General features: G+C 61.8%; 19 protein-coding genes. 15 read left to right on the top strand and 4 right to left on the bottom strand.

Features of this window, described 5'->3' with window-relative positions:
* The first annotated feature begins 15 nt into the window (after window positions 1–15).
* The 3 genes from AB4O05_RS03180 (at window position 16) to AB4O05_RS03170 (ending at window position 2883) form a co-directional block, all read left to right on the top strand.
* Window positions 16–681 (top strand): fumarylacetoacetate hydrolase family protein, encoded by a 666-nt coding sequence (locus AB4O05_RS03180; RefSeq protein ID WP_460133117.1) that lies wholly within the window; start codon window positions 16–18, stop codon window positions 679–681.
* A 241-nt stretch (window positions 682–922) separates the two neighbouring features.
* Window positions 923–1849 (top strand): SdiA-regulated domain-containing protein, encoded by a 927-nt coding sequence (locus AB4O05_RS03175; protein ID WP_460133119.1) that lies wholly within the window; start codon window positions 923–925, stop codon window positions 1847–1849.
* 116 nt (window positions 1850–1965) lie between these two features.
* Complete coding sequence (locus AB4O05_RS03170; RefSeq protein ID WP_460133121.1) at window positions 1966–2883, top strand: SdiA-regulated domain-containing protein; 918 nt, start codon at window positions 1966–1968, stop codon at window positions 2881–2883.
* Here the strand turns inward: AB4O05_RS03170 and rpiA are convergent.
* Window positions 2873–3544 (bottom strand): ribose-5-phosphate isomerase RpiA, encoded by a 672-nt coding sequence (rpiA, locus tag AB4O05_RS03165; RefSeq protein WP_460133123.1) that lies wholly within the window; start codon window positions 3542–3544, stop codon window positions 2873–2875. The two genes, AB4O05_RS03170 and rpiA, sit on opposite strands and share 11 nt — an antisense overlap.
* 137 nt (window positions 3545–3681) lie before the next feature.
* On the opposite strand from rpiA, the gene ilvA reads away from it, so the two are divergent.
* Together ilvA and AB4O05_RS03155 are read left to right on the top strand one after the other, a co-directional pair.
* The gene (gene ilvA, locus AB4O05_RS03160) at window positions 3682–5196 is read left to right on the top strand and encodes a threonine ammonia-lyase, biosynthetic (RefSeq protein WP_460133124.1); all 1515 of its coding nucleotides are present in this window, start codon (window positions 3682–3684) and stop codon (window positions 5194–5196) included.
* A gap of 43 nt (window positions 5197–5239) precedes the next feature.
* On the top strand, window positions 5240–5653 hold the full coding sequence (locus AB4O05_RS03155) for a DUF2269 family protein (RefSeq protein WP_460133126.1): 414 nt from the start codon (window positions 5240–5242) through the stop codon (window positions 5651–5653).
* A gap of 49 nt (window positions 5654–5702) precedes the next feature.
* Here the strand turns inward: AB4O05_RS03155 and AB4O05_RS03150 are convergent, their stop codons facing one another.
* Entirely contained in the window at window positions 5703–6359 is a 657-nt protein-coding gene (locus AB4O05_RS03150; protein WP_460133128.1) for a histidinol-phosphatase, read from the bottom strand.
* A 143-nt stretch (window positions 6360–6502) separates the two neighbouring features.
* Here AB4O05_RS03150 and AB4O05_RS03145 point away from each other — a divergent pair, with 143 nt between their 5' ends.
* Window positions 6503–6982, top strand: coding sequence for an RNA pyrophosphohydrolase (locus AB4O05_RS03145; RefSeq protein WP_003176750.1), 480 nt, complete (start codon window positions 6503–6505; stop codon window positions 6980–6982).
* A 22-nt stretch (window positions 6983–7004) separates the two neighbouring features.
* Complete coding sequence (gene ptsP, locus AB4O05_RS03140) at window positions 7005–9284, top strand: phosphoenolpyruvate--protein phosphotransferase (protein ID WP_460133129.1); 2280 nt, start codon at window positions 7005–7007, stop codon at window positions 9282–9284.
* Window positions 9285–9404: 120 nt separating this feature from the next.
* On the opposite strand, the gene AB4O05_RS03135 is transcribed toward ptsP, so the two are convergent.
* Window positions 9405–10151 (bottom strand): NRDE family protein, encoded by a 747-nt coding sequence (locus AB4O05_RS03135; RefSeq protein ID WP_460133131.1) that lies wholly within the window; start codon window positions 10149–10151, stop codon window positions 9405–9407.
* Between the two features lie 120 nt (window positions 10152–10271).
* Here AB4O05_RS03135 and AB4O05_RS03130 point away from each other — a divergent pair, with 120 nt between their 5' ends.
* The 3 genes from AB4O05_RS03130 to AB4O05_RS03120 all read left to right on the top strand — a co-directional run bounded on the left by AB4O05_RS03130 (window position 10272) and on the right by AB4O05_RS03120 (window position 12818).
* A complete protein-coding gene (locus AB4O05_RS03130; protein ID WP_460133133.1) occupies window positions 10272–11054 on the top strand; it encodes a sulfite exporter TauE/SafE family protein in 783 nt (260 codons plus the stop codon).
* A gap of 65 nt (window positions 11055–11119) precedes the next feature.
* Entirely contained in the window at window positions 11120–11932 is an 813-nt protein-coding gene (gene lgt / locus AB4O05_RS03125) for a prolipoprotein diacylglyceryl transferase (protein WP_460133135.1), read from the top strand.
* 52 nt (window positions 11933–11984) lie between these two features.
* Window positions 11985–12818 (top strand): thymidylate synthase, encoded by an 834-nt coding sequence (locus AB4O05_RS03120; RefSeq protein ID WP_460133137.1) that lies wholly within the window; start codon window positions 11985–11987, stop codon window positions 12816–12818.
* A 137-nt stretch (window positions 12819–12955) separates the two neighbouring features.
* Here the strand turns inward: AB4O05_RS03120 and cadR are convergent, their stop codons facing one another.
* A complete protein-coding gene (gene cadR, locus AB4O05_RS03115) occupies window positions 12956–13396 on the bottom strand; it encodes a Cd(II)/Pb(II)-responsive transcriptional regulator (protein ID WP_460133138.1) in 441 nt (146 codons plus the stop codon).
* Window positions 13397–13480: 84 nt separating this feature from the next.
* Here cadR and AB4O05_RS03110 point away from each other — a divergent pair, with 84 nt between their 5' ends.
* The 5 genes from AB4O05_RS03110 to AB4O05_RS03090 all read left to right on the top strand — a co-directional run bounded on the left by AB4O05_RS03110 (window position 13481) and on the right by AB4O05_RS03090 (window position 20601).
* On the top strand, window positions 13481–15727 hold the full coding sequence (locus tag AB4O05_RS03110) for a heavy metal translocating P-type ATPase (protein ID WP_460133141.1): 2247 nt from the start codon (window positions 13481–13483) through the stop codon (window positions 15725–15727).
* Window positions 15728–15743: 16 nt separating this feature from the next.
* On the top strand, window positions 15744–16607 hold the full coding sequence (locus tag AB4O05_RS03105) for a LysR family transcriptional regulator (RefSeq protein WP_460133143.1): 864 nt from the start codon (window positions 15744–15746) through the stop codon (window positions 16605–16607).
* 177 nt (window positions 16608–16784) lie between these two features.
* Window positions 16785–17849 (top strand): putative 2-aminoethylphosphonate ABC transporter ATP-binding protein, encoded by a 1065-nt coding sequence (locus AB4O05_RS03100; protein WP_460133145.1) that lies wholly within the window; start codon window positions 16785–16787, stop codon window positions 17847–17849.
* Between the two features lies 1 nt (window position 17850).
* The gene (locus AB4O05_RS03095) at window positions 17851–19557 is read left to right on the top strand and encodes a putative 2-aminoethylphosphonate ABC transporter permease subunit (RefSeq protein WP_460133147.1); all 1707 of its coding nucleotides are present in this window, start codon (window positions 17851–17853) and stop codon (window positions 19555–19557) included.
* A gap of 21 nt (window positions 19558–19578) precedes the next feature.
* On the top strand, window positions 19579–20601 hold the full coding sequence (locus AB4O05_RS03090) for a putative 2-aminoethylphosphonate ABC transporter substrate-binding protein (protein ID WP_460133149.1): 1023 nt from the start codon (window positions 19579–19581) through the stop codon (window positions 20599–20601).
* Window positions 20602–20712 lie beyond the last annotated feature (111 nt).

Raw genomic sequence — 20712 nt, 5'->3', positions numbered from 1 at the left:
TGAAGGAGTCGTTCCATGAGCTACCAGCACAAGTATGTCGACGGCACCAACATCCACTTCCCGGTGGGTAAAGTGGTGTGTATCGGGCGTAACTACGCCGAACATGCCAAGGAATTGGATAACCCGGTACCGACCGAGCCGTTGCTGTTCATCAAGCCCGGCAGCTGCGTGGTGCCTTTGGAAGGTGGCTTTGCCATCCCCACCGAGCGTGGTTCGGTGCACTACGAGGCGGAAATCGCGGTATTGATCGGCAAGCCGCTGTCGAACAAACCGAGCCGTGAAGAAGTGCTGGACGCGATCTCCGGCTTTGCCCCGGCCCTGGACCTTACCCTGCGCGACAAACAGGCCGAGCTGAAAGCCAAGGGCCTGCCGTGGGAAATCGCCAAGTCCTTCGACGGCGCGGCAGTGATTGCGCCTTTTGTGGTGGGCAGTACCTTTGCGGACGTGACCGACATCGGCATCCGCCTGACGATCAACGGTGAAGTGCGCCAGGACGGCAACAGCGCGCAGATGCTCAACCCGATCGTCCCGATGATCCAGCACATGGCTGGCTGCTTCTCGCTGCAGGCCGGCGACGTGATCCTCACCGGTACCCCGGCCGGCGTGGGCCCGTTGAATGTAGGTGATGACCTGGTGCTGGAATTGACCGGCGTAAACCGCTTCGAAAGCAGCGTTCGCTGACGCAACGCGGTCAAAACGGTGGGAGCGGGTTTGCTCGCGAATGCGGTGGTTCAGTCGAAAAATCTTTGGCTGACACAGCGCATTCGCGAGCAAGCCCGCTTCCACATTTGATGGCGTACGGCTGCTGAGCCCAGGCCTTTGCATTTTTTTCACACGCCACCCGGATAATCCTCTGCCTCGAGCGCGCGGGCCCGTTGATCCTGTGCTATCACCTAACGCTGACTTTCCGGAAAAGCGCCCAATGGCCGTGTCCCTGCCCTCCGCCACACCCACGCCGCGTTCTCGTTTTGCCCTGCGCTGGTATTCCTGGCTGCTTCTTGCCGGCGCCATTGTGTATGGCGTTGCATGGGCCATGCACTGGGATGATCGCGGCCTGTTGTGGGTTCTGGAACGGTTTGAAACCCCGACCGAAAGGCAGGAAAGCGTATGGCTGCCGGACTATCACGCGGTCATCGACGCCAAAGTGTTGCCGGGCATGGAGAAGGACGAAGCGTCGGACGTCTCCTACAATCCGCAGACCAAAACCCTGTTTTCCGTCATGGGTAAAAATCCCTTTCTCGTCGAGCTGAGCCTGCAAGGCGATGTGCTGCGCAAGATGCCGCTCAATGGCTGGAGCAATCCGGAGGGCGTGACGGTGATGGAAAATGGCCTGATGGCGGTGGTCGACGAACGCCAGCACAGCCTGACCATCGTTAAGGTCGACGCCAACACCCAGCAATTGAACAAGGCCGATTTCCCAAGTTACGACCTCGGCCCGTCCAAAGACCAGAACAAAGCGTTCGAAGCCGTCGCCTGGGATAAGCGCAACCAGCAGCTTGTATTGGGCGAAGAGCGCCCGCCGGCGTTGTTTACCTGGAAAAGCGACGGCAGCCAGACCCTGGTGGGCGATAAGCAGAAACTGGCCAGCAAACAGCTGGACATGCGCAACCTCTCGGCGCTGGCCGTCGACCCGCGTACCGGCCATCTGCTGGTGCTGTCAGCCGACTCCCATCTGTTGCTGGAGCTGGACGAACGGGGCGAGCAAGTCAGCTTCATGACCTTGCTCGGTGGGTTCAATGGCCTCAAGCACACCATCCCCCGTGCCGAAGGTGTGACCCTGGACGAGAACGGCACGGTATACATGGTCAGTGAGCCGAACCTGTTCTATCGCTTCGAAAAGCAGAAGTAGACGAGTTACGTCGGATAGTTCTCTATTAGCGGCAGGTGCCAGACATTGCAGGCGTTTAAGTTTAAATTCAGACGGGCGTGATATTCATTCGCCACTTCTGTTTTTGAGCCCGCCCAATGCGTCGATTTGCCCGCCCCAAACCCATTCTGATTGTAGTTGCGCTGATCGCCCTGATCAGCGCCGGAACCGTTGCGCAGCATTTTCGCTTGTTCGAGCGCGCCTGGTTCAACTGGCAAGCCTGGCGCCAACCGGCAGATGCCCGCTCCATTGGCCTGGCGGATTACCGGGTGGCCTTGGAGGCCCGGGTGATCGAGGGTCTCGACGACGATGTCTCGGCCCTCACCTACGACCCTGTGCGCAAAAGCCTGTTTACCGTCACCAATAAAAATGCCGAGCTGATCGAGCTGTCCCTGCAGGGCAAGATCCTGCGGCGCATTCCCCTGGTGGGCTTTGGCGATGCCGAGGCGGTGGAATTTATCAGCGATAACATCTATGTCATCACCGACGAGCGCCAGCAGCGCCTGATCAAGGTGCATGTGGATGACGACACCCGGTTCCTCGACGCCGCCGATGCGGAGCAAATGACCCTGGGCCTGCACGTCGGTGGCAACAAGGGCTTCGAAGGGCTGGCCTATGACTCGGTGGGCAAGCGCCTGTTCGTGGCCAAGGAGCGCGACCCGATGCTGATCTACGAAGTGCACGGGTTTCCACATTTCAAACCGGAAAAAACTTACTCGGTCCACGTGATCAATAACCCTAAGCGTGACGCCGGGCTGTTTGTGCGCGACCTGTCGAGCCTGCAATACGATGAGCGCAGCGGCCATTTGCTGGCGCTGTCGGATGAGTCTTTTCTGGTGTTGGAGCTGGATATCAACGGTCGCCCGCTGAGCAGTCTGTCGTTGCTCAGCGGGCGCCATGGCCTGAGCAGGCGGGTGCCGCAGGCCGAAGGGATCGCCATGGACGACGAGGGCACCTTGTATCTGGTCAGCGAGCCGAACCTGTTCTATGTGTTCAAAAAGCCGGTCAGGCCTTAAGGGTTTTCACGCCTTCGGGTGTACCCAGCAGCAGCACATCCGCCGGGCGCGCGGCGAACAGGCCATTGGTGACCACGCCGACAATGGCGTTGATCCGGGTTTCCAGTTCTACCGGGTTGGTGATCTGCATATTGAAGACGTCGAGGATGATGTTGCCGTTGTCGGTCAACACACCTTCGCGGTACACCGGGTCGCCGCCCAGCTTCACCAGCTCGCGGGCCACGTGGCTGCGGGCCATGGGGATCACTTCCACCGGCAGCGGGAACGCGCCGAGCACCGGCACCAGCTTGCTGGCGTCGGCGATGCAGATAAAGGTCTTGGCCACGGCCGCGACGATCTTCTCGCGGGTCAGGGCCGCGCCGCCGCCCTTGATCAGGTTCAGGTGCTCATCGCTTTCGTCGGCGCCGTCGACGTAGAACTCCAGGTCGCTCACGGTATTGAGCTCGTACACCGGAATACCATGGCCCTTGAGGCGCGCGGCGGTGGCTTCGGAGCTGGCCACGGCGCCGTCGAACGCGCCCTTGTGCTTGGCCAGCGCATCGATAAAGCAATTGGCGGTGGAGCCGGTGCCGACACCGACGATGCTCTTGTCGTCGAGTTTTGGAAGGATTAAATCGACGGCGGCCTGGGCCACTGCCTGTTTGAGTTGATCCTGGGTCATGCGGGCTCCGGAACGGGCGGGGAGTTATCGAGGGGCGCGAGTATAACCCAACAAAACCTCTGGATTCGTGTGGTCGTACGGCCAAAAGCCGGGTTAGACTCCTCGGCCCTGCCCAACCCGCCCAGTGATGCTTTCCGATGCTTGAACAGTACGTCAAAAAGATCCTCACCTCGCGCGTTTACGACGTTGCCGTGGAAACTCCCTTGCAGACCGCCCGTCAGCTCTCCGAGCGGCTGGGCAACAAGGTCTGGCTCAAGCGCGAAGACCTGCAGCCGGTGTTCTCGTTCAAGATTCGTGGCGCCTACAACAAGCTGACCCAGTTGAGCGCGGAGGAACGTGCGCGGGGCGTGGTCACGGCGTCGGCGGGCAATCATGCCCAGGGCCTGGCCCTGGCGGCCAAGGTGCTGGGGGTCAAGGCCACTATCGTGATGCCCAAGACCACCCCGGAGATCAAGGTCGAAGGCGTGCGCTCCCGTGGCGGCAAAGTGGTGCTACACGGCGATTCCTTCCCGGAAGCCTTGGCCTATTCGCTGAAACTGGTCGACGAAAAAGGCTACGTTTACATCCACCCCTACGATGATCCGCACACTATTGCCGGGCAGGGCACCGTGGCGATGGAGATCCTGCGCCAGCACCCAGGGCCGCTGGACGCGATTTTCGTTCCGGTGGGCGGCGGCGGCCTGATCGCCGGCATCGCGGCTTATGTGAAGTACCTGCGCCCGGAGATCAAGGTCATTGGCGTCGAGCCGGACGACTCCAATTGCCTGCAAGCCGCGATGGCGGCGGGCGAACGCGTGGTGCTGCCGACCGTCGGCCTGTTTGCCGATGGCGTGGCGGTGGCACAGATCGGCCAGCACACGTTCGACATCTGCAAGGACTATGTGGATGAAGTGATCACCGTGAGCACCGATGAAATCTGCGCGGCGATCAAGGATATCTACGACGACACCCGTTCCATCACCGAGCCGGCCGGCGCACTGGGCGTAGCGGGTATCAAGAAATACGTCGAGACCCGTGGCGTCAGCGGCCAGACCTTCGTCGCCATCGATTCCGGGGCCAACGTCAACTTCGACCGTCTGCGCCACGTGGCCGAGCGCGCCGAGTTGGGTGAAGGGCGCGAAGCCATCATCGCCGTGACCATTCCCGAGAAACCGGGCAGCTTCAAGGCGTTCTGCGAGGCCGTGGGCAAGCGCCAGATCACCGAATTCAACTACCGCTACCACTCCGGCAGCGAGGCGCACATCTTCGTCGGCGTGCAGACTCACCCGGAAAACGACCCGCGCAGCGCGCTGATCGCCAGCCTCACCGAGCAGGGCTTCCCGGTGCTGGACCTCACGGAGAATGAGCTGGCCAAACTGCACATCCGCCATATGGTCGGCGGGCATGCGGCGCACGTCAGCAACGAAGTGGTGTTTCGTTTCGAATTCCCGGAGCGTCCGGGGGCCTTGTTCAACTTTCTTAACAAATTGGGCGGGCGCTGGAACATCTCGATGTTCCACTATCGCAACCACGGCGCAGCCGACGGCCGCGTGGTCGCCGGCCTGCAAGTGCCGGCGAACGAACGTCATCTGGTGCCTGCCGCGCTGGAAGCGATTGGCTACCCCTACTGGGATGAAAGCGACAACCCGGCCTACACGCTGTTCCTCGGTTGAGCGACTACGCTGATTGGGGCGTGGCTTTTAAGGAAGACGACACATGGAAACCCTGACCACCCTGAAAGTTATCCACATAGCGGCCACCGTGGTGTTGCTGCTCAGCGGCCTCGGCCTGGCGTTGCTGGCCTGGCGCAAGCGCAGCGCCGGCCCGGCGGTCACCGTGCAGCGCCCGTGGGCGTTTGTGTGGCTGCTGATGGGCATTTGTGTGGTGAGCATGCCGTTCACCGGCTGGTGGCTGGTGCACCTGGTGGGCTGGCCGCTGGGGCAGACCTGGATCCTGGGCTCCAGCCTCCTCTACACCGTGGCGGCGCTGGCCTGGTTCTGGCTGGTGGCACGGCTTAACCGCCTGCGCAAGGGGGAGGGTGGCAGCTTGAATTTCACCCTGGTGCTGGCGGTGGTCAGCCTGGTGGGGTTTGTGGCGATTGCGGGACTGATGGGGGCCAAGCCGGTTTAAGCCTCAACACCGAGTCGCCTCTATCGCAGGCTTGCCTGCGATAGCGTCATCAGTCGCGCAGGGTAATCACCGGCCAACCGCGCTTCTCGGCCTCGGCGCGAAGATTTGGATCCGGGTCCACCGCCACCGGGTGGGTTACCTGCTCCAGCAGTGGCAGGTCGTTCATCGAGTCGCTGTAGAAGTAGCTGCCGTCCAGGCTATGTCCGGTTTCTTCCAGCCAGCGGTTCAAGCGCGTGACCTTGCCTTCACGGAAGCATGGCACGTCGGTGCTGCGCCCGGTGTAGCGGCCGTCTTCCATCTCGCACTCGGTGGCGATCAAGGTCTCGACGCCCAGGCGTGCGGCAATTGGCGCGGTGACGAAACGGTTGGTGGCGGTGATGATCACCAGCTTGTCGCCGGCCTCGCGGTGCTTGGCCAGCAGTTCTGAGGCCTGCGGCAGCATGATCGGCTCGATGCAGTCGCGCATGTAGTCGTTGTGCCACTCGTCCAGCTGGGCCATCTCGGTGCGACCGAGGATTTCCAGGCAGAAGTTCAGGTAGGCGGCATTGTCCAGACGGCCAGCCAGATAATCCTGATAGAACTCGTCGTTGCGAGCCTTATAGGCTACCGCGTCGAGAATCCCGCGTTCGCACAGGTAATCGCCCCAGGCGTGGTCGCTGTCACCGCCGAGAAGGGTGTTGTCCAAGTCGAATAAAGCCAGGCGCATTGCAGTTACTCGCTGAAAAGTCTGTAAAAAGGTGTCCAGAATACGGTCTTTTCACAAGAGTGCACATAAGGTAAGAAGCCTCGTTGCCGCTGGAACAACCTTTGTGGAACAATGCGGCGACATGCGTTTGCGAGGTTGTTGCCGTGATCGACCCCGATGGTTTCCGTCCTAATGTCGGGATTATTCTTACGAATGATGCCGGACAGGTGCTATGGGCTCGCCGAATCAACCAAGATGCCTGGCAGTTTCCTCAAGGCGGAATCAACCCCGACGAAACCCCTGAAGACGCCTTGTACCGTGAGTTGAACGAAGAAGTCGGCCTTGAGCGCGAAGATGTGCAGATTCTGGCCTGTACCCGTGGCTGGTTGCGCTATCGTTTGCCGCAACGCCTGGTGCGTACCCACAGCCAGCCGCTGTGCATCGGCCAGAAGCAGAAATGGTTTCTCCTGCGCCTGATCTCCAACGAGCAGCGGGTGCGGATGGATTTGACCGGTAAACCGGAGTTCGATGGCTGGCGCTGGGTCAGCTATTGGTACCCGTTGGGCCAGGTGGTGACATTCAAGCGCGAGGTTTACCGTCGCGCTCTCAAAGAACTTGCCCCGCGCCTTTTAGCGCGCGACTGACGACGGAGTTCGACCCCGAGCCATGCTCAATACGCTGCGCAAGATCGTCCAGGAAGTTAACTCCGCCAAGGATCTCAAGGCGGCGTTGGGGATTATTGTGTTGCGCGTCAAGGAAGCCATGGGCAGCCAGGTCTGCTCGGTTTACCTGCTGGACCCAGAGACCAACCGTTTTGTGCTGATGGCCACCGAGGGCTTGAACAAGCGCTCCATTGGCAAGGTCAGCATGGCGCCCAATGAAGGTCTGGTTGGCCTGGTGGGGACGCGTGAAGAACCCCTGAACCTCGAAAACGCGGCCGATCACCCGCGTTATCGCTATTTTGCCGAAACCGGCGAAGAGCGCTACGCCTCGTTCCTTGGCGCACCGATCATTCACCACCGCCGCGTTGTCGGCGTGTTGGTCATCCAGCAAAAAGAACGCCGCCAGTTCGACGAGGGCGAAGAAGCCTTCCTCGTGACCATGAGCGCGCAGTTGGCTGGCGTTATTGCCCATGCCGAGGCCACCGGCTCGATTCGCGGCCTGGGGCGCCAGGGCAAGGGCATTCAGGAAGCCAAGTTCGTCGGCGTGCCGGGTTCGCCGGGTGCGGCCGTCGGTACGGCCGTGGTCATGTTGCCGCCGGCCGACCTCGATGTGGTGCCGGACAAGTCCATCGACGACATCGACGCCGAAATCAAACTGTTCAAGACTGCCCTTGAAGGCGTGCGCGCCGACATGCGCAATTTGTCGACCAAACTGGCCACCCAACTGCGCCCCGAAGAGCGTGCGCTGTTCGACGTGTACCAGATGATGCTCGACGACGCGTCACTGGGGAACGAAGTCAAGACCGTGATCAAGACCGGCCAGTGGGCCCAGGGCGCACTGCGCCAGGTGGTGACCGATCACGTCAACCGTTTCGAATTGATGGACGACGCCTACCTGCGCGAACGCGCCTCGGATGTGCGCGACCTCGGTCGCCGCCTGCTGGCCTACCTGCAGGAAGACCGCACCACCAACCTGGTCTACCCCGACAACACCATCCTGATCAGTGAAGAGCTGACCGCCACCATGCTCGGCGAAGTGCCGGAAGGCAAACTGGTCGGCCTGGTGTCGGTATTGGGGTCGGGCAACTCCCATGTCGCGATCCTGGCCCGGGCCATGGGTATCCCGACGGTGATGGGCCTGGTGGACCTGCCGTACTCCAAGGTCGATGGCATCGACATGATCGTCGATGGCCACCGTGGCGAAGTGTTTACCAACCCCAGCGAAGTACTGCGCAAGCAATACGCCGAAGTGGTTGAAGAAGAGAAACAACTGGCGCTGGGTCTCGATTCATTGCGCGAACTGCCGTGCGTGACAACCGACGGCCACCGTGTGCCGTTGCTGGTCAACACTGGCCTGCTGGCCGACGTGGCCCGCGCGCAACAGCGTGGCGCCGAAGGAGTGGGGCTATACCGCACCGAAGTGCCGTTCATGATCAACCAGCGTTTCCCGAGTGAGAAGGAGCAGCTGGCGATTTATCGCGAGCAACTTTCCGCCTTCCATCCGTTGCCGGTGACCATGCGCAGCCTGGACATCGGCGGCGATAAGTCACTGTCGTACTTCCCGATCAAGGAAGACAACCCCTTCCTTGGCTGGCGCGGCATCCGCGTCACCCTCGACCACCCTGAAATCTTCCTCGTCCAGACCCGCGCCATGCTCAAGGCCAGTGAGGGCTTGAACAACTTGCGCATTCTGTTGCCGATGATCTCCGGCACCCACGAGCTGGAAGAAGCCCTGCATCTGATCCACCGTGCCTGGGGCGAAGTGCGCGATGAAGGCGCCGACGTACCGATGCCGCCGATTGGCGTGATGATCGAAATCCCGGCGGCGGTGTACCAGGCCAAGGAGCTGGCGCGGCAGGTGGACTTCCTGTCGGTGGGCTCCAACGACCTGACCCAATACCTGCTGGCCGTGGACCGCAACAACCCACGGGTAGCCGACCTCTACGACTACCTGCACCCGGCGGTGCTGCAAGCGCTGCAACACGTGGTGCGCGACGCCCATGCCGAAGGCAAACCGGTGAGCATTTGCGGGGAAATGGCCGGCGACCCGGCGGCGGCGGTGCTGTTGATGGCAATGGGCTTTGACAGCCTGTCGATGAACGCCACCAACTTGCCGAAGGTGAAGTGGATGCTGCGCCAAGTTGACCTGGGCATGGCCAAGGACCTGCTGGCCGAGCTGATGACCATCGACAACCCGCAAGTTATCCACAGCTCGCTGCAGTTGGCGCTGAAGAATTTGGGGCTGACGCGGATGATCAATCCGGCTTCTGCCAAGACCTTGTAATTGATCGTTCCCACGCTCTGCGTGGGAATGCAGCACCGGGCGCTCTGCGTCCGCTTTTAAAGCGTGACGCAGAGCGTCACAAGAGGCATTCCCACGCAGAGCGTGGGAACGATCATGCCGCTAAATTCTGAGCTCTACTTCACCCAGCCGCCCACCCAGCGGCCCAAAACTACGCTCCACCATCCGCCGCGTCCCATCGGCATTCACAATCAGCGCCGTACTGGCTCGGGTCCCATAAGCAGGGCTGGCGATAAACACGCTGGATAACAGGCTTTCAGTCGCCAACCCCACGCCGGTATCCGGTAACTCGGCAAATGGTGCCGTCTGCGGGTCGCTTAAAATCCCCAGCAACGTTTCCGGCTGCGGGTCTGCCAGCACCTCGCTCAACGCCGCCTTGGCCTTGAGCAACTTCGGCCACGGTGTATCCAGCCCGGCATTTGAAAGCCCATAGACCCCGGCTTTCAGTTGCGTTGGCTCAGTGTGGTTGGCGTTGTAATGCCACAACTCATCCCGCGTGCCCACCAGCAGGTTAAACCCGGCGTATTCAATCGATCGGCCGTTAACATCGGCCAAATATTCATCAATCGGTAGCGAACCACTGAGAAACCGCGCCACCAGTTCCCCACGGGACCTGCGTGCGGGCGGCTGGTACGGGTCGCGAATATTGGTCAGGGCCGCAAAGCGCCCCTCGGCATTCACCCCCAGCCAAGTACCGCCGGCTTCCTGGTCGCGGCCGGCGTAGACGTGCGGCGCATCCGGCCACTGGGCCAGCGGCAGGCTGGGGCGGGCGTAGAACTCATCACGATTGGCCGCGACGATCAATGGTTGGGTGTGGCCTGGTCTCCAGGCGAAAACAATCAGGCACATCAGGTAATCCCCTTTGTGTTTTTTGCCACTCTACCTACTCGGGCACAGGCGTTCCATCGTATCCAGTTGGGCCGCATGCCTTCCATCCGTTAACATGCCGGACTTGCTTGGGGGGCTCCCATGGAATTTCTGCTGTATTTGCTGCTCGGTGCCTGTGCGGGCGTGCTCGCCGGGCTGTTTGGTGTGGGCGGCGGGATCATCATTGTGCCGGTGCTGGTATTCAGCTTCACCGTGCAGGGCTTCGACCCGCAGGTGCTGACCCACCTGGCTGTGGGCACGTCCCTGGCGACGATCATCTTTACCTCGGTCAATGCCGTGCGTGAGCATCACCGGCGTGGCGCGGTGCGTTGGCCGATCTTCGTGTGGATGACGGTGGGGATCCTGATCGGCGCGGGCTTCGGCGCGCTGACCGCCGAGGCGATTTCCGGCCCGCACTTGCAGAAGATCATCGGTGTGTTCGCGCTGATCGTGGCCGTGCAACTGGGCCTGGATTTCAAGCCCAAGGCCAGCCGCACGGTGCCGGGCAAGGTCGGCTTGACCCTGGCCGGTACGGTGATCGGCTGGGCCTCGGCGATTTTCGGCATCGGCGGCGGCTCCTTGACCGTGCCATTTTTGAGCTGGCGCAGCGTGCCGATGCAGCAGGCGGTGGCTACCTCATCGGCCTGTGGCTTGCCGATTGCCCTGGCCGGTGCGTTAAGTTTCATGATTCTGGGCTGGCATGACCCGCTGCTGCCCGCTCATAGTCTAGGGTTCGTGTATTTGCCGGCGCTGTTGGGCATTGCCCTGACCAGCATGGTGTTTGCGCGCTTTGGCGCACGCCTGGCGCATCGGTTGTCGCCGCGTTTGCTCAAGCGGTTGTTCGCCGGCCTGCTGTTTTGCGTGGGCCTTAACTTTTTGCTGTAACGCAGGCTTAATCGCGCCCGGGCATGGTCCGGGCGTCATAACGAATGATTTAACGAGGAGTCGCAATGCTGCCTTACCCGCAGATCGACCCGGTGGCCTTGGCTATCGGTCCGCTGAAAATCCACTGGTACGGGTTGATGTACCTGATCGGTATCGGCGGCGCCTGGCTGCTGGCTTCCCGGCGCCTGAACCGTTTCGACCCGACCTGGACCAAGGAGAAGCTCTCCGACATGGTGTTCTGGCTGTCGATGGGGGTGATCGTCGGCGGACGCCTGGGGTATGTGCTGTTCTATGACCTCCCGGCCTACATCGCCAACCCGACGCTGATCTTTGAGGTGTGGAAGGGCGGCATGGCGTTCCACGGTGGCTTTATCGGTGTGATGATCGCCGCCTGGTGGTTTGGCCGGCGCAACGGCAAGTCGTTCTTCCAACTGATGGACTTCGTCGCGCCGCTGGTGCCGATCGGCCTGGGCGCGGGGCGTATCGGCAACTTCATCAACGCCGAGCTGTGGGGCAAGCCGACCGACGTGCCGTGGGCCATGGTGTTCCCGCCGTTCAGCGACCCGGCGCAGCTGCCGCGGCATCCGTCGCAGCTGTATCAGTTCGCTCTGGAAGGTGTGGCACTGTTCCTGATCCTTTACCTCTTCTCGCGCAAGCCGCGCCCCACCATGGCCGTTTCCGGCATGTTCGCGTTGTTCTACGGGATCTTCCGCTTTATCGTCGAGTTCGTGCGGGTACCGGATGCACAACTGGGCTACCTGGCGTGGGGCTGGCTGACCATGGGCCAGATCCTCAGCCTGCCGATGATCCTCGCCGGCCTGGGCCTGCTGTGGTGGGCGTACAATCGCCCGCAACCGCTGAAGAACACCGCGCTTTGAATTCGAATGCCGAGGCCTGCGAGGTCTCGGCTTCAACGATACAGGTAATGACATGAAGCAATATCTCGAACTACTGAACGACGTCGTGACCAATGGATTGACCAAGGGCGATCGTACCGGCACCGGCACCAAGGCCGTGTTTGCCCGTCAGTACCGGCATAACTTGGCCGACGGCTTCCCGCTGCTGACCACCAAGAAGCTTCACTTCAAAAGTATCGCCAACGAGCTGATCTGGATGTTGAGCGGCAACACCAATATCAAGTGGCTCAATGAAAACGGCGTGCGCATCTGGGACGAATGGGCCACCGAAGACGGTGACCTGGGCCCGGTGTACGGCGAGCAGTGGACTGCCTGGCCCACCAAGGACGGCGGTACGATCAACCAGATCGACTACATGGTTCACACGCTCAAGACCAACCCCAACAGCCGTCGCATTCTGTTCCACGGTTGGAATGTCGAATACCTGCCGGACGAAACCAGGAGCCCGCAGGAAAACGCGCGCAACGGCAAGCAAGCCTTGCCACCGTGCCATCTGCTGTACCAGGCGTTCGTGCATGACGGCCACCTGTCGATGCAGTTGTACATCCGCAGTTCCGACGTCTTCCTCGGCCTGCCATACAACACCGCCGCCCTGGCGCTGCTCACCCATATGCTGGCGCAGCAGTGCGACCTGATTCCCCACGAGATCATCGTCACCACGGGGGATACCCATGCCTACAGCAACCACATGGAACAGATCCGCACCCAACTGGCGCGCACACCGAAGAAGCTGCCGGAACTGGTGATCAAGCGTAAACCTGCGTCGATCTACGATTACACATTCGAAGACTTCGAGATCGTGGGGTACGACGCCGATCCAAGCATCAAGGCCGACGTGGCCATCTGAAGAGGGGCTTGGTCACTGTAGGAGCGAGCTTGCTCGCGAAAAAACTCAACGATAACGCGTGAAAGCTGGATGAATGCGGCGCCTATGAGTTCTTCGCGAGCACGCTCGCTCCTACAGTGACAGCCCCTTCCACAGGATCAGTGACCGTGGCTTCTGCCCACATGCGAAGGCTCTGCCTCGCTTGCAGTTACGCCGCCGTTGACCTCCAAGCGCTGCAAAATTCCGCATTCCGGCCCGCCGCCACAGCGTCGGCGCACATCCAGCAACTGCTCCTGCAATGCCAGCAGCCCATCGATCCGCGCTTTCACATGGTGGATATGCTCGTCGATCAACGCATTCACACTTTCGCACTGGTCCTGGGGGCTGTCGCGCAGGCTGAGCAGGCTGCGGATTTCTTCCAGGGTCATGTCCAGGCTGCGGCAGTTGCGGATGAAGATCAGCCGCTCGGTATGTGCCTGGGTGTACACGCGATAGTTGGCGTCGGTGCGCGCCGGCGGCGGCAGCAGGCCTTCTTTCTCGTAATAACGGATGGTTTCCACCGGGCAGTCGGTGAGTTTGGACAGTTCGCCGATCTTCATCGCAGCAATTTCCAAATGGGTGCTTGACCCTATAGTGGCTACAGGGTCTTTACTTGGCAACAGGCACCTTATGGACGCGACCTGATGAGCGATTCCCTTCACACCCCGCATAAACACGACCACGATCATGACCACGGCGCGCAGAAGCTGACGCCTGTGCATAAACACGGCGGCTCCTGCTGTTCCAGCACCCCGGCCCCAGCGTTGGTGCAACTGAGCGAAGCGCCCACCGCCGGCGCGCGGCTGAGCACCTTCCGTATCGAAGCCATGGACTGCCCCACCGAGCAGACGCTGATCCAGAACAAACTGGGCAAGCTGGCCGGCGTGCAGCAATTGGAATTCAACCTGATCAATCGCGTCCTTGGCGTCACCCACGACTTGCCCAACACCGCGCCGATCATCGACGCGATCAAATCCCTCGGTATGCAGGCCGATCCAATGGAAGAGGGTGCTCCGGCCGCCGAACCGCCCGCCAAGAAGCATTGGTGGCCGCTGGCGTTGTCCGGCGTGGGCGCGTTGGGGGCTGAAGTGCTGCACTTCACCAGCGCCGCGCCGACCTGGGTCATCGCTATCGTGGCGCTGGTGTCGATCCTCAGCGGCGGCCTCACCACCTATAAAAAGGGCTGGATTGCCCTGAAAAACCTCAACCTGAATATCAACGCACTGATGAGCATTGCCGTCACCGGAGCGGTCCTGATCGGCCAGTGGCCGGAAGCCGCCATGGTGATGTTCCTGTTCACCGTGGCCGAGCTGATCGAAGCCAAGTCCCTGGACCGTGCGCGCAATGCCATCAGCGGCTTGATGCAAATGACTCCTGAGCGGGCCACGGTGCGGCAGATCGATGGCAGTTGGGTAGAACAGCAGGTCAAAAGCATTGATCTTGGCGCCATTGTGCGGGTAAAGCCCGGCGAGCGTATTGGCCTGGACGGTGAAGTCAGCGCCGGTCAATCTACTATCGACCAGGCGCCGATCACCGGCGAAAGCCTGCCGATTGAAAAGACCGTGGGCGATAAAGTCTTCGCCGGCACGATCAACCAGGCCGGCTCCCTGGAATACAAGGTTACGGCCGCCGCGAATAACTCAACTCTGGCGCGCATCATCCACGCCGTGGAACAGGCACAAGGGGCGCGCGCGCCGACCCAACGCTTCGTCGACAGCTTTTCGAAGATCTACACCCCGGCGGTATTCCTGTTGGCCCTCGGCGTGGCGGTGATTGCGCCGTTGTTCATGGCGGGCGCCTGGTTTGACTGGATCTACCGCGCCCTGGTGCTGCTGGTGGTTGCGTGCCCCTGCGCCCTGGTGATCTCCACCCCGGTGACCATCGTCAGTGGCCTGGCGGCGGCGGCGCGCAAAGGCATCCTGATCAAGGGCGGCGTGTACCTGGAGGGCGGTTACAAGCTCGATTACCTGGCGTTGGACAAGACCGGCACCCTCACCCACGGCAAGCCGGTGCAAACCGATTACCTCGCGCTGTTCCCTGGCCTCGAAGACCGTGCACCGGCCCTGGCCGCCAGCCTGGCCGGGCGTTCCGACCATCCGGTGTCCCTGGCGATCGCTTTTGCTGCTGTGGATAAAAACCTGCCGGCCCACGTTGTGGATAACTTCGAAGCCCTGGCCGGGCGTGGTGTGCGCGGTGATATCAACGGTGAGACTTACCACCTGGGCAACCACCGCCTGGTGGAAGACCTTGGGTTGTGCTCGCCAGAGCTGGAAGAAAAACTGTTCGCCCTGGAGAAACAAGGCAAGTCCGTGGTGCTGTTGCTCGACAAGTCCGGCCCGCTGGCGCTGTTCGCCGTGGCCGATACGGTCAAGGACAGCAGCCGCGAAGCCATCGAGCAACTGCATGAGCTGGGTATCAAGACCCTGATGCTCACCGGCGACAACACCCACACCGCCCAGGCCATCGCTGCCCAGGTCGGCATCGACCAGGCCCAGGGTGACCTGCTGCCCAGCGACAAGCTGCAAGCCATCGAAATCCTCTACGGCCAAGGCCATCGCGTGGGCATGGTCGGTGACGGCATCAACGACGCCCCGGCCCTGGCGCGCGCCGAGATCGGCTTCGCCATGGCCGCCGCCGGTACCGACACCGCCATCGAGACCGCCGACGTGGCACTGATGGACGATGATTTGCGCAAGATCCCGGCATTCATTCGTTTGTCGCGGCAAACGTCGAGTATCCTCAAGCAGAACATCGCCCTGGCGCTGGTGATCAAGGCCATCTTCCTGACCATCACCTTCCTGGGCATGGCCACCATGTGGATGGCGGTGTTCGCCGATATGGGCGTGGCCCTGCTGGTGGTGTTCAATGGCCTGCGCCTGTTGCGCAAATAGACAATGAGAGGGTGGCGTGCTGAGTGCCGAGTTGAAGGCGTTTTTTATGGTCGCGCGCCTGGGCAGCATTACCCAGGCGGCAAAAAAACTCGGTCTGAGCCAGCCCACGGTCACCACCCAGATTCGTAACCTGGAAAGCCAGTACGGCGTCGAGCTGTTCTATCGCGGTGGCCGCCGCCTGACGGTCAGCGACGAGGGCGCGCGGCTGCTGCCGATGGTCAAGGCGCTGTTGCAGCAGGAAGCCGATATCGAGTTTTTCCTGCGCAACAACGGCCAGGTCCAGGGCGCCTTGCGCATTGCCGCGACCGCGCCGTATTACATTCTTGACCTGGTCAAGGCCTTTCGCGAGCGCCTGCCGCAAGTGGAGGTGTCGGTGGAAATCGGCAACTCCCAACAGGTGCTCGAAGCGCTGGACGATTACCGCGTCGATGTCGCGGCCTCTTCGCAGTTGCTGGAAGACCCGCGGCTGATTCGCCGCGTACTCGGCACCGACCCCCTGGTGCTGGCGGTGCATCGCAATCATCCTCTGGCCCAGCTCGAGCATGTGCCATTGACCGCATTGGCCGGGCACACATTGTTGATGCGCGAAGCGGGCTCCACCACGCGGCGGCTGACCGAAGACATGTTGCAAGGCGCCGGGGTGAGTTATGGCCCGCTGCTGGAAATCGGCAGCCGTGAGTCGATCCGCGAGGCGGTGTTGCGCAATATCGGCATCAGCATCATTGCTCGGCAGGAAGTCCCCCATGACCCGCAACTGCGGGTGCTGACCATCGAGAATGCACCGCAGATCCCGGAGTACCTGTACTGCCTTAAGGAGCGCAAAGGCGCGCGGTTGCCGGCGGCCTTCCTCGGCCTGGCTCAAGAGATGTCTCCCATTTAGCTGCCGAGTGAAGTCTCTTGTGGCAAGCCCGCTCGCCACAACAAGCCGCTCACTACAATGGGATCTGTGTCCTACACAAATCTGCGAATACCACTATCACTGCCTTTTGCCTTCCTGCCACACCACCGACGCATTGCCTGCCTAGCATGGCCTTCATCAGTTTGATGAGGTGCCACCATGAACACAGCCCTGACCCAACCCGGCGCGCCGATGAAGGTGCGCGGTGTCCAGAAACGCTTCGGCGCCTTTACCGCGCTGGACAACGTGTCGCTGGACGTCGCCGCCGGCGAGCTGGTGTGCCTGCTGGGCCCGTCCGGTTGCGGCAAGACCACCTTGCTGCGCTGTATCGCCGGCCTGGAGCGCCAGGACAGCGGTGAGCTGTACCTGGGGGACCGGGATGTTTCCCTGCTGCCACCCCAGGCACGGGACTACGGCATTCTGTTCCAGTCCTACGCGCTGTTTCCCAACCTGACGGTCGAAGCGAACATCGGCTATGGCCTCGCTGGCAGTGGCCGCGAGGCAGTGCGCACGCGTGTCGGGCAGATGCTGGAACTGGTGGGCCTGCTCGGCAGCGAGAAAAAATACCCGGGTCAACTCTCCGGCGGTCAGCAACAGCGGGTCGCCCTGGCCCGTGCATTGGCCCCGGCGCCATCGTTGCTGCTGCTGGATGAGCCAATGTCGGCCCTGGACGCTCGCGTGCGCGAGCACTTGTGCACCGAGCTGCGCCAACTGCAACGGCGCCTGGGGATTACCACGTTGATGGTGACCCACAACCAGGATGAAGCCATGTTGATGGCCGACCGTATCGCCGTGATGAACAACGGCAAGGTCGAGCAATACGCCACGCCCCAGCAGATTTACGACCGCCCGGCTACGCCGTTCGTGGCGGAGTTTGTCGGCCAGGGCAACTGGCTGCCCTTCAGCCGTAACAGCGCCAGCCATGCCCAGGTCGGCGGCATGAACATGCGCCTGGCCGACGATGCTGGCGTGGCCACGTCCGGCCGCCTGTTCTGCCGCCCGGAAGCCATCAGCGTGAACCCACCGGTGCACGAAGAAAACCTGTTCCCGGCCAAGGTCCGCGAGATCACCTTTCTCGGCAACCGCTGCCGCATGAGTTTTGAGCTGGAGCAGTTGCCCGGCCATCCGTTGCTCGCGGAGCTGGCCCCCGAAGCGATGCCGCGCCTGGGTGCCCCGCACATCTGGGTCGCCTTGCCACCACGCAGCCTGCAGGTGTTTGCCTGAGATGGCTGCTGTCATGACCTTGCCGCGCCAGGTGTCCCGCGCCGAAATCGGCGACCGCATCTTTGTGCTCGGCGGCAAACTGCTGTGGCTGTTGCTGCTGGGGGTCGCGGTATTGCTGCCCTTGCTGGCGATTTTCTGGCGCGGCTTCAGCAGCGAGGCCGGGCAGGGCGGTGGCCTGGTGGCTGCGCGGGAACTGGTGACCAGCGCGAATTTCCACTGGCTGTTGGGCAATAGCCTGAAAGTCTCCCTCAGCGTAGCGGCCATCGTCGTGCCGCTGGCCTACCTGTTTGCCTACGCGCTGCAACGTACGTTGATCCCCGGCAAGGCGATCTGGCGCGGCATGTCGTTGCTGCCGTTGATGGCGCCGTCGATGCTGCCGGGCATTGCGCTGGTGTACCTGTTCGGTAACCAGGGCATGCTGCGCGGGTTGCTCTCGGACAACATCTACGGGTTCTGGGGCATTGTCCTGGGGGAGGTGATCTACACCTTTCCCCATGCGCTGATGATCCTGCTGTCGGCGCTGTCCCTGGCGGATGCGCGGCTGTTCGATGCGGCCTCCAGCATGGGCGCCAGCCCCGCCCGGGCGTTTCGCAGCATCACCTGGCCGGCCACGCGCCAGGCCGTATTCGCGGCCTTCTGCCTGGTGTTTACCCTGACCATCACCGACTTCGGCGTGCCCGTAGTGGTCGGTGGCGATTACCAGGTGCTGGCGCTGGAAGCCTACAAGGCCGTGGTCGGCCAGCAACAGTTCGGGCGCGGCGCCTTGATCGGCATGGTGTTGCTGCTGCCGGCGCTGTTCAGCTTTGCCGTGGATGCGTGGTTGCGCCGCCGTCATGGGGAGGCCATGAGTGGTCGTGCCCAAGTCTTCCAGCCAGCGCCGTCGCGTTTGCGCGATGGTGGTTACCTGGCCATCGTGTTGCTGATCTGCGCGGTGTTGCTGCTGGTGTTCGGCATGGCGGTGTATTCCTCGCTGGTCAAATTCTGGCCGTACAACCTGTCGCTGTCGCTCAACCACTACCAGTTCGAAGACACCGCCGGCGGCGGCTGGCTGGCCTACCGCAACAGCCTGACCCTGGCCTTGTGCACGGCGTTGATCGGCAGCGTGCTGATCTTTACCGGCGCCTACCTGATGGAAAAGACCAAGGGCCAGAAGGGCCTGAACCTGGCGCTGCGCATGCTCAGCTTTGTGCCGATGGCCGTGCCCGGCCTGGTGCTGGGCCTGGGCTATGTGTTCTTTTTCAACCTCAACGGCAACCCGCTGCATGTGTTCTACGGGACCATGACCCTGTTGGTGGTGTGCACCATTGCTCACTATTTGACCACCGCACAGATGACCGCCACCACGGCCCTGCGCCAACTGGACACCGAGTTCGAAGCCGCCGCGCTGTCTCTCAAGGCGCCGCTGTACCGCCACTACCTGCGCGTAACGGTGCCCATCTGCCTGCCGGCCCTGCTGGACATCGTGCGCTACCTGTTTGTATCGGCGATGACCACCGTGTCCGCCGCGATCTTTCTCTACAGCCCCGACACCCTGCTCGCCGCCGTCGCCGTGTTGAACATGGACGACGCCGGCAACGTGGGCGGTGCGGCGGCCATGTCGACCCTGATCCTGTTCACCTCAGGCAGCGTTTCGCTGCTGCTGGCGTGGGCCTCTCGTGGCGCGTTGCGCCGCTCCCAAGCCTGGCGCCAGACCGCGCCCGGCCAATAACATCCCTGAAGGAGGTGCTCCATGTTCAAGCCCCTGGCGCTGGTCGCTGCGGTACTCACGGCATTCAGCCTGAATGCCTTCGCCAAGACCGAGCTTACCGTGTACACGGCCCTCGAAGCCGAGCAGTTGAAGACCTACAAAAACGCCTTCGAGCAAGCCAACCCCGACGTCGAGATCAAATGGGTGCGCGACTCCACCGGCATCATCACCGCCAAGCTGCTGGCCGAAAAAGCTCGGCCACAGGCTGACGTGGTGTGGGGCCTGGCCGCCTCCAGCCTGGCGATCCTCGACCAGCAGGGCATGCTGGAAAACTACGCCCCGAAGGATCTGGACAAGATCGGCAAAAACTACCGCGACGCCGCCAACCCGCCAGCCTGGGTGGGCATGGACGTGTGGGCCGCGACCATTTGCTTCAATACCGTCGAAGCCGAGAAGCAGGGCCTGACCAAGCCGGTGAGCTGGCAAGACCTGACCAAGCCTGAGTACAAGGGCAAGATCGTCATGCCTAACCCGGCGTCCTCCGGCACCGGCTTTCTGGATGTGAGCGCCTGGCTGCAAACGTTCGGCGAAAAGCAGGGCTGGCAGTACATGGACGACCTGCACCAGAACATCGGCCAGTATGTTCACTCCGGTTCCAAACCTTGCAAGCTGGCGGCGTCGGGTGAATTCCCGATTGGCATTTCCTTTGAATACCCGGCAGTGCAGTTGAAACGCCAGGGCGCGCCGCTGGACATCATCCTGCCGAAGGAAGGCTTGGGTTGGGACATCGAAGCCACGGCCGTGATCAAAGGCACCGCTCACGCCGACGCGGCGAAAAAACTCGCCGACTTCTCCGCCAGCCCGGCGGCGATGGCGCTGTACAAGGACAACTTCGCGGTGCTCGCCCAGCCGGGTATCGCCAAGCCGCAGACCGAATTGCCAGCCGACTACGAGCAGCGCCTGATCAAGAACGACTTTGCCTGGGCCTCGAAAAACCGCGACAGCATCCTGACCGAATGGCGCAAGCGTTATGACGGTAAGTCGGAGAAGGTCGCCGGCCAGTAAGGTTTTCGTTAAGGCTGATGACCTTATCGCGGGCAAGCCGGCTCCCACCTTGGAATGCGTTCCCTGTGGGAGCTGGCTTGCCTGCGATAGCGGTCTTGAATTCAGGACATC

This window comes from Pseudomonas sp. S1_G07, assembly GCF_054668565.1.
Note: the sequence above shows the minus strand (reverse complement) of the source record. Positions and strands in the feature narration are given on the sequence as shown.

Bases quoted from the DNA above. Each gene is read 5' to 3' on its own strand.
- AB4O05_RS03090 (WP_460133149.1), top strand. From the start codon at position 19,579: ATGTTCAAGCCCCTGGCGCTGGTCGCTGCGGTACTCACGGCATTCAGC.
- lgt (WP_460133135.1), top strand. From the start codon at position 11,120: ATGCTGCCTTACCCGCAGATCGACCCGGTGGCCTTGGCTATCGGTCCG.
- rpiA (WP_460133123.1), bottom strand. From the start codon at position 3,544: ATGACCCAGGATCAACTCAAACAGGCAGTGGCCCAGGCCGCCGTCGAT.
- AB4O05_RS03180 (WP_460133117.1), top strand. From the start codon at position 16: ATGAGCTACCAGCACAAGTATGTCGACGGCACCAACATCCACTTCCCG.
- AB4O05_RS03155 (WP_460133126.1), top strand. From the start codon at position 5,240: ATGGAAACCCTGACCACCCTGAAAGTTATCCACATAGCGGCCACCGTG.
- ptsP (WP_460133129.1), top strand. From the start codon at position 7,005: ATGCTCAATACGCTGCGCAAGATCGTCCAGGAAGTTAACTCCGCCAAG.
- AB4O05_RS03170 (WP_460133121.1), top strand. From the start codon at position 1,966: ATGCGTCGATTTGCCCGCCCCAAACCCATTCTGATTGTAGTTGCGCTG.
- AB4O05_RS03130 (WP_460133133.1), top strand. From the start codon at position 10,272: ATGGAATTTCTGCTGTATTTGCTGCTCGGTGCCTGTGCGGGCGTGCTC.
- cadR (WP_460133138.1), bottom strand. From the start codon at position 13,396: ATGAAGATCGGCGAACTGTCCAAACTCACCGACTGCCCGGTGGAAACC.
- AB4O05_RS03110 (WP_460133141.1), top strand. From the start codon at position 13,481: ATGAGCGATTCCCTTCACACCCCGCATAAACACGACCACGATCATGAC.
- AB4O05_RS03150 (WP_460133128.1), bottom strand. From the start codon at position 6,359: ATGCGCCTGGCTTTATTCGACTTGGACAACACCCTTCTCGGCGGTGAC.
- AB4O05_RS03100 (WP_460133145.1), top strand. From the start codon at position 16,785: ATGAACACAGCCCTGACCCAACCCGGCGCGCCGATGAAGGTGCGCGGT.
- AB4O05_RS03095 (WP_460133147.1), top strand. From the start codon at position 17,851: ATGGCTGCTGTCATGACCTTGCCGCGCCAGGTGTCCCGCGCCGAAATC.
- ilvA (WP_460133124.1), top strand. From the start codon at position 3,682: ATGCTTGAACAGTACGTCAAAAAGATCCTCACCTCGCGCGTTTACGAC.
- AB4O05_RS03135 (WP_460133131.1), bottom strand. From the start codon at position 10,151: ATGTGCCTGATTGTTTTCGCCTGGAGACCAGGCCACACCCAACCATTG.
- AB4O05_RS03120 (WP_460133137.1), top strand. From the start codon at position 11,985: ATGAAGCAATATCTCGAACTACTGAACGACGTCGTGACCAATGGATTG.
- AB4O05_RS03175 (WP_460133119.1), top strand. From the start codon at position 923: ATGGCCGTGTCCCTGCCCTCCGCCACACCCACGCCGCGTTCTCGTTTT.